Source organism: Polaromonas sp. P1_G1 (assembly GCF_056405595.1).
In genome coordinates this window covers 20,580-34,387 of sequence record NZ_JBFUBU010000036.1, presented here as the reverse complement: position 1 = coordinate 34,387, position 13,808 = coordinate 20,580, and the positions used below count along the sequence as shown (strand labels likewise).

Below are 13,808 nucleotides of genomic sequence, written 5' to 3'. Positions count from 1 at the left end.
TGCCGTCAGTTCTTGCGCAGAAGGCTGATAACAAAACTCACCACGGCCATCACGGCGAAGATGAAGAACAGGATCTTGGCGATCTCGACGGCGCCGGCCGCGATGCCGCCGAAACCGAAGACGGCGGCGATCAGCGCGATGACGAGGAAAACGACGGAATAGTGCAGCATCTTGGGCTCCTTGGCTGTGGGTGTGCGGCCTATGCTTCGTTTGAAGCTTCGTTTGAAAAGGCCTTGAGCCAAGCTTAGTGAGCGCCCCTGCTTTGCCTCATCGGCTGCCAGCGTGTGCCTCTGTCAGTTCGAATGGCCATGCCCTGTAGGAGGGGGCCGACAGTTTGTTACGCAGCTTTTGCGCGTCGTATGCGCGTCGCCGCCGCGGCCGACCAAAGGGATCGACGCGTCTTCGGGTCAGCGATGCTCAAAGCGTCTTCGGCAGCACCGCGGAAATTTTGGTGCCTTCGCCTTCGGTGCTGGTGACCGTCAGGCGCCCGCCGGCGGCTTCCACGCGATGCCGCATGCCGGCCAGCCCATGGCTACCGGCGCTCACGCTGCCGACCTTGAAGCCCTTGCCGTTGTCCTTGACCTCGACAGTGATGTAGCTGTCGAAGTTGTGCAGGCTGATTTCGGCCTGCTTGGCTTCTGCGTATTTGCCCATGTTGGTCAGCGACTCCTGCACCAGGCGATAGACCGTCAATTGCGCGGAGCCGCCGAGTTCGACGGCTTCCAGGTCGGTGGTGATGGACAGTCCCGAGCGTTCCTCGAACTCGCGCGCCAGGATCTCCAGCGATGCCACCAGGCCCAGGTGCGACAGCGAGGACGGCCGCAGGTCTTCCACGATGCGGCGCTTGAGCGCGATGCCGCTGTTGAGCGTGTTGGTCAGGTGCGTCAGCCGTTCCGCGGCTTCCGGCAGGTTGCCCGCCAGGCGCGACTTCAAACGGGCCACGTCGAGCTTGGCCGCCGTCAGCAGCGCGCCCAATTCATCGTGCAGTTCGCGCGCGAGGTGGCCACGCTCGTCCTCGCGCACGTTCTGCAGGTGGGTGGCCAGCTCGGCCAAGTTGGCGGTGCGCTCGCGGACCTGCACCTCCAGGAAGTCGCGCTCGCGCTGCAGCGACTCCTGCTCGCGGCGGCCGGAAGCCAGCAAGGCCTTGGTCTGCAGCAGGTACATGTAGAACGCCAGCAGGCCCGCCAGCGCCATGGTGGCCACGCCGATGCGCGACAGCTGCAGCGTTCGCCTGATCTGGTCTTGCCCCTGTTCCATTTTGCTGACGCTGCCGGCGGCCAGCTTGGCGGACTGCTGGCGGATGGCCTCCATGTGCTCCTTGCCGACGTCGGTGGTCAGCACGAATTTCCAGGCGTCCTCGTTGCCCTCTTTGCGCATGCGGATGCTCAGGTCCATTTCAGCGAGCTTGCGCGAGACATGCCGCGACATCAGGCCGAATTCCGCGAGCTGCTCCCGGTACGGGGTGAACAGCTGGCGCAGCGCGTTCAGGTTGTCGTCGATATCGGCCAGGGCGGCGTTGTAAGGCTCCAGGTAGCGCGCGTCACCCGTCAGCAGGTAGCCCCGCTGGCCGGTTTCTGCGTCCAGCATATGCTGCAGAAGTTTATTGATGGCGCCGCGGGTCAGCTGGGCCTCTTCAATGCTGGCGGCCGCCTCGGTAGACTTGCGAAAACTCGCCTCATTGATGAAGATGAGGAAGGCGGCAGCCAGCACCGCCAAAGGCAGGCTGATGGCCATTCTGGGTATCGCAAATGGTTTCACGGCAAACTCCGTTTGGTACTTCGATGAAGAATTCGTCAATAATGGATGCTGAAAATTAAAGCAGGTGCCGTTCCAGGCATCTCTCTTTCACGGCACCGCCGGCTTGCGCGGGCTTTATAAGGAAGACAGCGACATGATCAAAATTGGAATTGTGGACGACCACGCCATTGTGCGTTCGGGGCTCAAGCAGTTTTTCTCGGACCAGGTTGACTTGCGCGTCGTCGGCGAGGCCGGCAGCGGCCGCGAGGCGATTGACCTGGTTCGCAATGTCGAACTCGACATCCTCGTCATGGATTTGTCCATGCCCGGGCAGAGCGGTATTGATGCGCTGGCCATGATCCGCGCGAAGGCGCCCGACGTCGGCATTCTGATCCTGAGCGGCTACCCCGAGGAGCACTATGCGGTCAATCTGATTCGCCAGGGCGCCAGCGGCTACCTCAACAAGGAGTGCGATCCCTCCGAAATCGTCGACGCCATCCGCGTGATCTCGCTGGGAAAACGCTACATCACGCCGGCGGTGGCCGAGCTGCTGGCGCAACAGCTGAACCGGCCCAACGACGTGGCCTCGCACGAGCAGCTGTCCGAGCGGGAGTTCCAGGTGTTCCTGAAACTGGCCAAGGGTGAAACGGCGGGCGACATTGCCAAGGCGCTGTCGCTGAGCGTGAAAACGGTGAGCACTTACCGCACACGCGTGATGGAAAAAATGAGCCTTTCCTCCAACAGCGACCTGACTTATTACGCCCTCAAGAACAAGTTGATCGACTGAGTTCAATCGACGGCGGCGCTCTGCTGGATGCAATAGTCCACCAGGGCGTCGATCTCGTTGGATTTGTCGAACACCGCGTCGACACCCAGCTGGGTGCAACGCTGGCGGATATCGGCTGTGGCGTAGTTGCTCAGGACCACGACCTTCTGCCGCGAAGGGCGATCCCTGCAGGCGGCCAGCACGCCCAGGCCGCTCCCCTGTTTGAGAAACAGGTCAACAATCGCCAGATCCCAGTCCCCGCTGTTTTCCGTCAGCCAGGCCTTGCCTTCGTTCTCGGTTTCTGCGGTTCCTACGGCATCAATGCGTGCCAGCTCCTCAAGCGTCCCGATCAGGTTTTCACGAATCGTGGGATTGTCTTCTACGATGTACGTTTTCAGTCTCACTGCTCAGGTCCAGGTAGGAGGCGGCGTGGCTCTCGAAGTATTACGAAAGTCCAAAGAATTCGAGAGTCTCTTGTTTCCTAATGTATCTTTTATCAGGGCCCATTCTGCCAGCGGCAAAGGCCAGCACTTGTAGGAGGGCTCCTACGCCCCCGATTTGCCCAAGCGCTAGACGCTCGTTTGCGCACTGTAGGCACYTGCCCACAGGGTGTCGTGGCGCCTGCCGACTGTTGCGTTGTGCGATTCCGATCGATAGTAAGGCACCTGGAAAAACAGAGCCCTGCGCCGTTTCCAGACGCGGACATCACACCCACAAACGCAGGGAGGCGGCGCATGTCCGGCAGTGTTTCCAACGCCTTCCCGGCCACTGCATGACAAGCCTCACGCCTTCCTTTTGATGCAGGCTTGACCCTCTATGCCATCCATGAACGACACACAGTCCCCCCCGGTCCTTTGGCGAAGATGGCTTGCCGGTATTGCCGCCGTGCTGGCCGTCCTTGTCCTGGTGCTGGTGTTTTTTCCCTGGGATGTTCTGCGCGGCCCCATCAACCGCCATGTCTCGGACCAGCTGGGCCGGCGCTTTGAAATTACGCGGCACCTGTCGGTGCATCTGGGGCGCACCGTCACGGTCAGGGCCGACGGCGTGGAGTTCGCCAACCCCGAGTGGGCCGACAAGCCTTACCTTGTCAAAGCGCAGGCGGCCGAATTCGACATCAAGCTGCTGCCGCTGTTGGTGGGCAAGGTCGTGTTGCCCCGTATTGCGCTGACCGCGCCGGAGATCGGGTTGCAGATGGAACCCGACGGACGCAGGACTTGGGCGCTGTCACGCGACACCTCCGACGAAGGCGCCACCCCGCGCATTGATGCCCTTCTGATCGACGGCGGCAGCGTCGATTACCAGGCGGCGGCGCAGGGTGCGAACATCCATGTGGATTTTTCGCTCGCGCAGGAAACCGCCGGCCAGTTGCCGCTGAGTTACAAGGCAACGGGAAAATGGCAAAACGAGCCCTTCAGCGCCAGCGGCCGCACCGGCGGTGTGCTGCAGCTGAGCAAGGACCTCGAAGCGCCTTTCCCCATCGAGGTGAGCGCGGTGGCCGGCAAGACCAGCTTGAAGGCCAAGGGGACCATCGCCAACCTCGCGGAGCTTGCGGGGGTGGATGCCAGCTTCGACCTGCAGGGCCGCAACCTGGAAGAACTCTACAAGCTGCTGGGCGTGGTGCTGCCTTCCACACCCCCTTACAAGCTGCGCGGCAAGCTTGCCAAGCACGGCAAGGTCTGGGCCGCCAGCCAGATCCAGGGCACGCTGGGCAGCTCGGACCTCAGCGGCGCGCTCAGTTTCGACCAGTCGGCTGCGGTGCCGCTGCTGACCGGCAAGGTGCAGTCAAAATTGCTGGACTTTGCCGATCTGGCGCCGGTGATCGGGCTGCCTCCGCCCGCCGGGCCTACGCCCGTGAAAGCAGCGGCGACCAAAGCCGGGGATGAACCCGTGCCGGCTAAAAGAAGCACACCCGGCGGCGCATCGCGAAAAGTCCTGCCCGTCGCGACTCTGGACGTCACCCGGCTCAAGGCCATGAATGCCGATGTGGTGTATTCCGCATCCGACATCCGGCATGTGGAGGTCCTCCCGCTCGACAAGGGCAGCGTCCACGTCAAGCTGAACGCCGGCGTGCTGCAACTGGAGCCGATCTCCCTGGGCATCGCGGGCGGCACGGTGGCCGGCAGCATACGCATCGATTCCAATGTGATGCCCGCGACCTTCGCGACGCGGCTGGACCTGCGCGCGGTGCAGCTCAACCAGCTCTTTCCCGCAGTGGAAACCAGCAAAAGCAGCCTCGGAAAAATCAGCGGCCAGTTCGACTTGAAGGGAAGGGGCAATTCGCTGGCGCAAATGCTGGGCACTTCCTCCGGCGATGTGGCCGTGCTGATGGGCAAAGGCGAGATCAGCAACATCCTGCTTGAATTCATGGGCCTGGACGGCGGCGAAATCATCAAGTTCCTGTTGCGCGGCGACCGCAATGTGCAGCTGCGCTGCGCGGCTGCCGCGTTTGAGGTCAAGCAGGGCCTGATGAGCACCAAAACCATCGTGCTGGACACCACCGACACGGTGATCAACGGGCGCGGCACCATCAGCCTGGCCGATGAAACGCTGGACCTGATCCTGGACCCGGCGCCCAAGGACCGCAGCATCCTGAGCTTCAGGTCGCCTTTGAAGATAGGCGGTACTTTCGCGGCCCCGTCGGCGGGGCCAGACAAGAGCGCGCTGGCCGGGCGGGCCGGCATCGCGCTGGCGCTGGGCGTGGTCAATCCGCTGCTGGCTTTGGCTGCGACCATCGAAACCGGGCCGGGCCAGGATGAAAATTGCGTCGCGATCCTGAAACAGGCCGCTGCCTCCAGCGCCGGCTCACGCATGCCCGTGCCAGCCGTCAAATAACGGCGGCGCTCAGCCGTGAACGCCGCCGCAAACCGCGCAAGCGGTGTTGCGTGCCAGCTTCATTTCGCTCCACTCCATGCGTTTTCCTTCCAGCATCAGCAGGCGACCGGTGAGCGCCTCACCCACGCCGCAGATCAGCTTCAAGGCCTCGGCCGCCTGCATGCTGCCGATAATGCCGACCAGCGGCGCGAACACACCCATGGTGGCGCACAGCGCCTCTTCCATCAGCTCCGATTCGGGGAACACACAGGCGTAGCACGGCGACTGCGCATCGCGCGCGTCGAAGACCGCGACCTGGCCGTCGAAGCGGATGGCYGCGCCCGAGACCAGTGGTTTGCGATGCTTCACGCAGGCGCGGTTGATCGCGTGGCGGGTGGCGAAGTTGTCGGTGCAGTCGAGCACCAGGTCGGCCTCGCCGACCAGGCGGTCGAGCAGCGCACCCTCGGCCCGCTGCGTGACCGGCGTGACCTCGACGTCGGGGTTGATGGCCGCGATGGCCTGTCGCGCGGACTCGGCCTTGAATTCGCCGACGCGGCCCAGGGTGTGGGCCACCTGCCGCTGCAGGTTGGTGGCATCGACGCGGTCATGGTCGGCGATGGTGAGGTGGCCGACACCGGCGCTGCCCAGGTAGAGCGCCACCGGCGAGCCCAGCCCGCCGGCCCCGACGATCAGCACATGCGCCTTGAGGAGCTTGTCCTGGCCTTCGATGCCGATTTCGTCGAGCAGGATGTGCCGGGAATAGCGGAGCAACTGGTCGTCGGTCATGGGAGGAAGAGGCTGCCCTGAGGGCAGGGCGGCCCGGTGGAGGAAGGAGCGAGGAGCGCGAGAAACAAAACGGGAAAGGCCGGCATCTCCGGCGCTATCCCGTCACAGCTTTAGTTCTCTTTTTTCTCGTTTTTTGGCTCAACCACGGCCGTCTTGCTGACCAGCACAGGGCGGCCCTTGAGCTGGTTGATCGCCTGGGCCAGCTGGAAGTCCTTGTCGCTGCCCAGTTCGGGCGGGCGGCGTTGTTCCGGCGTCTTCTTGGCTTCCTCTTCGAGGCGCTTCATGGCTGCTTCGCGGGCTTTTTCCCGGTTGGCATCCTTGACTTCAGCGCCCTGGCCGCTGTTGAGGTGTTTTTCCAGGTCGGCTTCGCGTGTGCGCAGGGCGGCAAACGGGCTGCCTTCGGCGGTGTCGTCCACCATCACGTCGGGCACGATGCCGCGCGCCTGGATGGATTTGCCGCTGGGGGTGTAGTAGCGCGCCGTGGTGAGTTTCAGGCCGGTGTCAGGGCCCAGCGGACGCACGGTCTRCACCGAGCCCTTGCCGAAGGTCTGGTTGCCCATGATGGTGGCGCGCTTGTAATCCTGCAGCGCGCCGGCCACGATTTCGCTGGCCGAAGCCGAGCCTTCGTTGACCAGCACCACCAGCGGCACGGTTTTGAGCGCCGCGGGCAGGCGCTTGAGCGGGTCGGAGCCGTTGCGGCGCTGGTAGAACTCGGGCGAGGCCTTGTAGGTGAACTTGCTTTCGGCCAGCTGGCCGTTGGTGGACACCACGGTGACGTTTTCGGGCAGGAAGGCGGCCGACACCGCGACGGCGGCATCCAGCAGGCCGCCCGGGTCGTTGCGCAAATCGAGCACCAGGCCCTTGAGGTTGGGTTCCTGCTTGTAGATCTGCTCGAGTTTGGTCACGAAGTCGTCGACCGTGCGCTCCTGGAACTGGCTCAGGCGTATCCAGGCGTAGCCGGGTTCCACCACCTTGCTGCGCACCGACTGGGTGCGGATTTCTTCCCGCGTGATGGTGACCGGGAAGGTGCGGTTTTCGTCCTTGCGGAAGATCGTCAGCAGCACCTTGGTTTTGGGTTCGCCGCGCATTTTCTTGACGGCTTCATTGAGCGTCAGGCCTTTGACGGCGGTGTCGTCGATGCGTGTGATCAGGTCGTTGGGCTTGAGGCCGGCGCGGTCGGCGGGCGAACCTTCGATCGGCGAGACCACCTTGACCAGGCCGTCTTCCTGGCTGATCTCGATGCCGACGCCGACAAAGCGGCCGGTCGTGCCTTCGCGGAATTCCTTGAAGGACTTCTTGTCGAAATAGACCGAATGCGGATCCAGGCTGGCGACCATGCCGGAAATCGCGTCGGTGATGAGCTTTTTCTCGTCCACCGGCTCCACGTAATCGCTCTTGACCATGCCGAAAACGGCGGCCAGCTGTTGCAGCTCCTCGAGTGGCAGCGGGGCGATGCCCGCGCGGGCCACCGCCTGCAATTGCACTGTGGTGAGGGCCCCTGCCACGGCGCCGATTGAAATCCAGCCTGCTATCTTGAGCTTCTGACCCATAAAAATACCTTCTTTAGCCTGTTGGGGAACCCTTGTTCCCCCTGTGGGAAGCAATATACACCTTGGAGAAAGGCCGGGGGCCCCAGTTCCGTCCCTGGTGCGGCGCGGTGCGAAAAAAGAGGCGAAACAGGCGGCTATTTACAGGACTTTTACAAAAACCAGGCCGGGCGAGCCCTCGGGAGGAATCAGGCCTTGCCTTGTGCGCCCACAGCCGCCGCGGCCTTGGCCGCAGCCTCGCTGTCGCCCAGGTAATAGTGGCGCAGCGGTTTGAGTGCGGCGTCCAGTTCGTAGACCAGCGGAATGCCGTTGGGGATGTTGAGCCCCACGATGTCGCTGTCGGAGATGTTGTCCAGGTATTTCACCAGCGCGCGTATGGAATTGCCGTGGGCCGCCACCACGATGCGCTTGCCGGCCTTGATGGCGGGCGCCATCGACTCATTCCAGAAAGGCAGGACTCGATCCACGGTGTCTTTCAGGCATTCGGTCAGCGGCACCTGGCCGGGCTGCAGCTTGGCGTAGCGCGGGTCGTCGCGTTCGCTGCGCGGGTCGTTGGCCTCGAGCGGCGGCGGCGGCGTGTCATAGCTGCGGCGCCAGACCAGCACCTGCTCGTCGCCGAATTTTTTCGCGGTTTCGGCCTTGTTCAGCCCCTGCAGGGCACCGTAATGCCGCTCGTTGAGGCGCCAGCTGTGCACCACGGGCAGCCAGGTGCGATCCATCTCGTCCAGCGTGTGCCAGAGCGTGCGGGTCGCGCGCTTGAGCACGCTGGTGTAAGCGAGGTCGAACTCATAACCGTCGTTTTTAAGCAGCTTGCCGGCGGTTTTGGCCTGCTCAATGCCGGTTTCGGTGAGGTCCACGTCGGTCCAGCCGGTAAAGCGGTTTTCAAGGTTCCAGGTCGATTCGCCGTGGCGTATGAGCACGAGTTTGTACATGGTGGGAGGGATGAAGAGTGAGAAAAAGGGAGAAAAGAGGGAAAAAAGGGGATAGGGAGGGTGGCCGGCGGGGCCTTTTCTCCCTCCATTCTAAAATCACGGGTTAGCCGAAAAATACACAAAGGGTATACCGTGAAATTTCTGATCGATAACTGGATGCTGATTTCGATAGCACTCGCCTCGGGCGGCATGCTGGTTTGGCCCATGATTGCCAGCGGCATGAACGCCGGCGCGCTGACCGCCAGCGGCGCGGTGCAGCTGATCAACCGCGAAAAAGCGGTGGTCGTGGACGTCAGCGAAGCCGACGAATTCGCCGCCGGCCACGTCACGGGTGCCAAAAACGTGCCTTTCAGCGAGTTGGAAGACAAATTGCCCGCCACGGTCAAGAACAAGGGCCTTCCCCTGATCCTGGTATGCGCCACCGGCGCGCGCGCCGGCCGTGCCGTCGCCGTCGCCAAAAAGCTCGGCTATGAGCAGGCCCAATCGCTGGGCGGCGGGCTCAAAGCCTGGAAAGAAGCTAACCTTCCCCTCGAAAAGGCCTGAATCAGGGTTTGGCCAGGCTAGGGCGGGCATGAAACCTGCCTTACCCGGCCGGCCCGCTTCACCCACTTTCCACCGCTGCGCTCAGGCCGGCGCGACACGGAGAAACCATGCAAACCGTCAAGATCTACACCACCGGCACCTGCCCTTACTGCATCCAGGCCAAACAGCTGCTCAAGCAGCGCGGCGTCACCGAACTCGATGAAATTCGCGTCGACATGGTGCCCGGCGAACGCCAGAAGATGATGGACATCACGGGACGGCGCACGGTGCCGCAGATCTTTATCGGCGAAACCCACGTCGGCGGCTGCGACGACTTGATGGCCCTCGACGGCCGAGGCGGCCTGATGCCGCTGCTGAATAATCCAGCCTGAATTTTTGAGGCAGGAATTGCCTGAGATAATGCGCGCTGGCCGCCGGCCTGCCGGCGCATCGATCCCCCTCCCCGCACCCGAAAGAACACCATGGCTGAAGCCAATCTTGACCCCGTATTCCAGATCCAGCGCGTTTACCTCAAGGACGTGTCGCTGGAGCAGCCCAATTCGCCCGAAATCCTGCTGAACCAGGAGCAACCCAGCGTGGACATCCAGCTGGGCGTGGGCGCCACCCCCATCGCCGAAGGCCTGTTCGAAGTCGCCGTGACGGCCACCGTGCAGACCAAGATCGCCGACAAGACCGTGTTYYTGGTGGAAGCCAAGCAGGCCGGYATYTTCGARATCCGCAACGTGCCGCCCGAGCAGCTGGGCGCCATCCTGGGCATTGCCTGCCCGCAGATCGTCTATCCCTACCTTCGCGGCAACGTGGCTGACGTGATCCAGCGCGGCGGTTTCCCGCCCGTGCACATGGCCGAAATCAACTTCCAGGCCATGTACGAGCAGCAGCAGGCCGAAGCCGCGGCCGCCGCACCGGCCGCTTCCCAGATCATCGTGTGATGGCCCGCCGGGATAAATGTCCCGGCCGCCTCATGATGTCCTCATGAAAATACTGGTCATTGGCGCGGGTGCCTGGGGCACGGCGCTGGCCGTCAGCAGCGCCTCGCGCCACCAGGTCACCCTGTGGGCGCGCGATGCGGCGCAGCTGGCAAGCCTGAAGTCCGAACGCACCAACACCCGCTACCTGCCCGGCATTGCCTTGCCTGCTGCCCTGGCGCTGCAGGGCGGCGATACGCCGCTGGCCCAGGCCCTGGCCGGGCAAGACCTCATCATCCTGGCCACGCCGGTCTCGGCGGCGCGCGGCATGCTGCAAAGCCTGCAGCATGCCAGCGCGCCCGTGGCCTGGCTCAGCAAGGGCTTTGAAGCCCCAGTGGCCGCCGCTTCCTCGCCGTTCGGGCTGATGGTTCATGAAATCCGTGCCCAGGCTGCCCCCGATTTAAGGGCCGGCGTGCTCAGCGGCCCCAGCTTTGCGCTGGAAGTCGCGCGCGGCCAGCCGACGGCGCTGGTCGCCGCCAGCGAGCATGCCGAGGTGCGCGATGCGCTGGTCGCCGCTTTCCACGGCGCCACCCTGCGCGTGTACGCCAATGACGACGTGGTTGGCGTCGAGGTGGGCGGCGCTGTCAAGAACGTGCTGGCCATCGCCACAGGCCTGTGCGACGGCCTGCAGCTGGGCCTGAATGCCCGCGCCGCGCTCATCACGCGCGGTCTGGCCGAAATGACGCGCCTGGGCGTGGCGCTGGGCGCCCGCGCCGAAACCTTCACCGGCCTGTCGGGCCTGGGTGACCTGGTGCTCACGGCCACCGGCGACCTGAGCCGCAACCGCAAAGTGGGCCTGCTGCTGGCCCAGGGCCAGACGCTGGCGCAGGCGGTTGCTTCGCTGGGCCATGTCGCCGAAGGCGTTTACTGCGCCCGCGCCGTGGTGCAGCGCGCCGCCGGCCTGGGCGTCGAAATGCCGATCGCGCAAAGCGTGGTGGCCTTGCTGGACGGCAAACTCCAGCCCGCCGAAGCGGTGGCGATGCTGATGGGCCGCGGGCCTACGGCTGAGCTGGCCTGATCCACCGGCCCATGCCGGGCCTATTTACACAAATGCAGCGTCACCAGTAGCGATGAGTCCTGCACCGCCGTCAGGCCGTGCGGCGCACCGCCTGCCAGCCAGAGCAACTGGCCGGCTTTCATGGGCTGGGTCTGGCCGTTCGCGGTGAAGGCCACCTCGCCCTCCAGGCACTGCACGGTGATTTCGCCTTTGACCTGGTGCGAAGGCACGGTCTTGCCGGCCGGCACGATGAGGCGCATGACTTCCAGTTCATCGCTTTTGAACAGCGCGACGGTCCTGGCTTCCGAGAGTTTTCCCGCCAGCGGCTGGACGTTGATCAGCTGCCCGGAGGCGGCGTGGGGAATGGCCATGGTGGAACTCCTGCAAACATGGAGACGATCCGGAACTTTATACCCCAAGGCCGGTGTCGCCCGTCCGCGCGTTTGACCTGATCAGGTCGGCACCACCGCCCCGGGAATCGACTTGTTGTAATACAGGAAAACCTCGTCGCGCACCCAGTCCAGTGATTCATACAAGGCCTGCGCGCTGTGGTTGGTTTTGGCGGTGCTGAGGTCCAGCCGAGCAACGCCCTGCTGCCGGGCATGTTCGTGGGCCTCCTGCATCAGCGCGCGGCCGGCGCCGGTCTGGCGTGCTTCGGGCGCCACATAGAGGTCGTAGAGCGTCAGAATCGGCTGGGCGATCACCGAGCAGAAACTGGGGTAGAGCTGGCAGAAGCCGACGATGGATTCCGCGGCATCGGTAGCCTGGGCGACCAGGATCACCGACTCCTGCTTACGCATGCGGTCCCCGATGAATTGCAGCGCCAGTGCCGTGTCGGCGGGCTGTTCGTAGAACTGCCGGTAGGCGTCAAACAGCGCGGCCACGGCCGGCAGGTCGGGCAGGGCCGCGAGACGGATGGATACCGCGCTCACGCCTAGATTTCCAGGTTGTCGATCAGCCGCGTGCTGCCCAGCTTGGCCGCGCCCAGCACCACCAGCGGCTCGCCGGCCAACGGGCCTTGCGGCGCCAGCAGGTCGGCGCGGCGGCGCACGGTGAGGTAGTCGGGCTTCCAGCCGCGGCGCGCCAGCGCCTGCATGGCATGGGCTTCCAGCGCGGGCAGGTCGGGCGTGCCGCCTGCGCGGGCGGCCTCGCCCAGCGCGCGTATGGCCTTGGAGAGCTCCACGGCCTCGGCGCGCTCGGTGGCACTCAGGTAGCCATTGCGCGACGACAGCGCCAGGCCATCCTCGGCGCGCTGGGTCTCGCCGGCCAGGATCTCGATGGGCAGCGCGAACTGCTGCACCATGCGGCGCACCACCATGACCTGCTGATAGTCCTTCTTGCCGAAGGCTGCCACGCCCGAGGGCATGCCGGCGAACACGCAGCTGAACAGCTTGAGCACCACGGTGCTCACGCCGATAAAAAAGCCGGGGCGGAAGTGGCCTTCCAGGATGTCGCTCAAGTCCGTGGCCGGATGCACCTTGTAGGTCTGTGGCTCGGGGTACAGGTGTTTTTCGAGCGGCGCGAACAGCACGTTGCAGCCGGCGGCCTTGAGGCGCTCGGCGTCGGCGTCCARGGTGCGYGGGTAGSTGTCRAAGTCYTCGTGCGGSGCRAACTGCARGCGGTTCACRAAGATGSTGGASACGSTCACGTCGCCCAGCGGCTTGGCCTGSCKSACSAGCGCSAWGTGGCCSKCRTGCAGGTTGCCCATGGTGGGCACAAAGGCCGGGCGCTTGTAGGGGCTGAGGGCCTCGCGCAGTTCGGGAATGGTATGGACGATCTGCATCATGTCTCCAGAAAAGGCGTGCGCAAGAGGGCGGGGCTCACCACGCGTGGGTGGCGTTCACCGGAAAGCTGCCGTCCTTGACGGCGCGCACATAGGCTTCCATGGCGCCGCGCACGCTGGCGCTTTTGTTGTCCGGGCCTTCCATGAAGTTGCGCACGAACTTCGGCATCTTGCCCAGGTTCATGCCCAGCATGTCGTGAAGCACCAGGACCTGGCCGGCCGTGCCGCTGCCCGCGCCTATGCCTATGGTGGCGCAGTGGGGGAGGGCCTTCGTCAGCTCGGCCGACAGGGCCGCGGGCACCATCTCCAGCACCATCATGGCGGCGCCGGCATCCTGCAGTTCGCGGGCCTGCTGCTTGAGCGTGGCGGCGGCTTCCTCGCCCTTGCCCTGCACGCGGTAGCCGCCCAGCGCATGCACGGTCTGCGGCGTCAGGCCCAGGTGGGCGCAGACGGGAATGCCGCGCTCGACCAGGAAGCGTACGGTTTCGGCTGTCCAGCCGCCGCCTTCCAGCTTGACCATGTGGGCGCCGGCCTGCATCAGCACCACGGCGCTGCGCAGCGCCTGCTCTTTGGACTCGTGGTAGCTGCCGAAGGGCAGGTCGCCGATCAGCCAGGCCGTGGCCTGCGAGCGGCGCAAGCCGTTGGCCACACATTCGGTGTGGTGGCGCATGGTCTCCAGCGTCACGCCGACGGTGCTGGTCAGGCCCTGGCAGACCATGCCCAGCGAATCGCCGACCAGGATGCATTCCACGCCCGCCGCATCGGCCACGGCCGCGAAGGTCGCGTCGTAGGCCGTCAGCATGGTGATTTTTTCGCCCTGCGCATGCATTTCGCGCAGGCGCGGCAGGCTAAGCGGCTTGCGCGCCGACGGCGTGGACGAGGGCGGCAGCGTGCCGTAGGGCGTGGCGGAGGTATTGGAAGCAGACGTCATGGGGCAGGTC

At 64.4% G+C, this 13,808-nt stretch carries 16 protein-coding genes; 6 read left to right on the top strand and 10 right to left on the bottom strand.

Annotated elements, in window-relative coordinates; all coding sequences use genetic code 11:
• Positions 1 to 5: 5 nt before the first annotated feature.
• Positions 6 to 170, bottom strand: a complete 165-nt coding sequence (locus tag AC1D1Y_RS18075) for a DUF1328 domain-containing protein (RefSeq protein ID WP_007867921.1) — start codon at positions 168 to 170, stop codon at positions 6 to 8.
• A gap of 247 nt (positions 171 to 417) precedes the next feature.
• Entirely contained in the window at positions 418 to 1,758 is a 1,341-nt protein-coding gene (locus tag AC1D1Y_RS18070) for a sensor histidine kinase (protein WP_477683532.1), read from the bottom strand.
• A 133-nt stretch (positions 1,759 to 1,891) separates the two neighbouring features.
• Between AC1D1Y_RS18070 and AC1D1Y_RS18065 the strand changes: the two genes are divergently transcribed.
• Positions 1,892 to 2,524 (top strand): response regulator, encoded by a 633-nt coding sequence (locus AC1D1Y_RS18065; RefSeq protein WP_007867910.1) that lies wholly within the window; start codon positions 1,892 to 1,894, stop codon positions 2,522 to 2,524.
• Positions 2,525 to 2,526: 2 nt separating this feature from the next.
• Here AC1D1Y_RS18065 and AC1D1Y_RS18060 read toward each other — a convergent pair whose 3' ends face one another.
• A complete protein-coding gene (locus AC1D1Y_RS18060; protein ID WP_477652513.1) occupies positions 2,527 to 2,907 on the bottom strand; it encodes a response regulator in 381 nt (126 codons plus the stop codon).
• 412 nt (positions 2,908 to 3,319) lie between these two features.
• On the opposite strand from AC1D1Y_RS18060, the gene AC1D1Y_RS18055 reads away from it, so the two are divergent.
• On the top strand, positions 3,320 to 5,335 hold the full coding sequence (locus AC1D1Y_RS18055) for an AsmA family protein (RefSeq protein WP_477683531.1): 2,016 nt from the start codon (positions 3,320 to 3,322) through the stop codon (positions 5,333 to 5,335).
• A gap of 9 nt (positions 5,336 to 5,344) precedes the next feature.
• Here AC1D1Y_RS18055 and AC1D1Y_RS18050 read toward each other — a convergent pair whose 3' ends face one another.
• The 3 genes from AC1D1Y_RS18050 to gpmA form a co-directional block, all read right to left on the bottom strand.
• A complete protein-coding gene (locus AC1D1Y_RS18050) occupies positions 5,345 to 6,100 on the bottom strand; it encodes a HesA/MoeB/ThiF family protein (RefSeq protein WP_477683530.1) in 756 nt (251 codons plus the stop codon).
• A 110-nt stretch (positions 6,101 to 6,210) separates the two neighbouring features.
• A complete protein-coding gene (locus tag AC1D1Y_RS18045) occupies positions 6,211 to 7,650 on the bottom strand; it encodes a S41 family peptidase (protein ID WP_477683529.1) in 1,440 nt (479 codons plus the stop codon).
• A gap of 185 nt (positions 7,651 to 7,835) precedes the next feature.
• Positions 7,836 to 8,579 (bottom strand): 2,3-diphosphoglycerate-dependent phosphoglycerate mutase, encoded by a 744-nt coding sequence (gpmA, locus tag AC1D1Y_RS18040; protein WP_477683528.1) that lies wholly within the window; start codon positions 8,577 to 8,579, stop codon positions 7,836 to 7,838.
• A 132-nt stretch (positions 8,580 to 8,711) separates the two neighbouring features.
• Between gpmA and AC1D1Y_RS18035 the strand changes: the two genes are divergently transcribed.
• The 4 genes from AC1D1Y_RS18035 (at position 8,712) to AC1D1Y_RS18020 (ending at position 11,105) form a co-directional block, all read left to right on the top strand.
• The gene (locus AC1D1Y_RS18035; RefSeq protein WP_477676554.1) at positions 8,712 to 9,122 is read left to right on the top strand and encodes a rhodanese-like domain-containing protein; all 411 of its coding nucleotides are present in this window, start codon (positions 8,712 to 8,714) and stop codon (positions 9,120 to 9,122) included.
• Between the two features lie 107 nt (positions 9,123 to 9,229).
• Entirely contained in the window at positions 9,230 to 9,493 is a 264-nt protein-coding gene (gene grxC, locus AC1D1Y_RS18030) for a glutaredoxin 3 (protein ID WP_007867884.1), read from the top strand.
• A 90-nt stretch (positions 9,494 to 9,583) separates the two neighbouring features.
• Positions 9,584 to 10,051, top strand: a complete 468-nt coding sequence (gene secB, locus AC1D1Y_RS18025; protein WP_477683527.1) for a protein-export chaperone SecB — start codon at positions 9,584 to 9,586, stop codon at positions 10,049 to 10,051.
• Positions 10,052 to 10,094: 43 nt separating this feature from the next.
• Entirely contained in the window at positions 10,095 to 11,105 is a 1,011-nt protein-coding gene (locus tag AC1D1Y_RS18020) for an NAD(P)H-dependent glycerol-3-phosphate dehydrogenase (protein WP_477683526.1), read from the top strand.
• A gap of 20 nt (positions 11,106 to 11,125) precedes the next feature.
• On the opposite strand, the gene AC1D1Y_RS18015 is transcribed toward AC1D1Y_RS18020, so the two are convergent.
• The 4 genes from AC1D1Y_RS18015 to panB all read right to left on the bottom strand — a co-directional run bounded on the left by AC1D1Y_RS18015 (position 11,126) and on the right by panB (position 13,798).
• On the bottom strand, positions 11,126 to 11,455 hold the full coding sequence (locus AC1D1Y_RS18015; RefSeq protein ID WP_477683525.1) for a cupin domain-containing protein: 330 nt from the start codon (positions 11,453 to 11,455) through the stop codon (positions 11,126 to 11,128).
• Between the two features lie 81 nt (positions 11,456 to 11,536).
• Entirely contained in the window at positions 11,537 to 12,016 is a 480-nt protein-coding gene (locus AC1D1Y_RS18010) for an N-acetyltransferase family protein (RefSeq protein WP_477683524.1), read from the bottom strand.
• 2 nt (positions 12,017 to 12,018) lie between these two features.
• Complete coding sequence (gene panC, locus AC1D1Y_RS18005) at positions 12,019 to 12,867, bottom strand: pantoate--beta-alanine ligase (protein WP_477683523.1); 849 nt, start codon at positions 12,865 to 12,867, stop codon at positions 12,019 to 12,021.
• 37 nt (positions 12,868 to 12,904) lie between these two features.
• Complete coding sequence (panB, locus tag AC1D1Y_RS18000) at positions 12,905 to 13,798, bottom strand: 3-methyl-2-oxobutanoate hydroxymethyltransferase (RefSeq protein WP_477683522.1); 894 nt, start codon at positions 13,796 to 13,798, stop codon at positions 12,905 to 12,907.
• Positions 13,799 to 13,808: the final 10 nt, after the last annotated feature.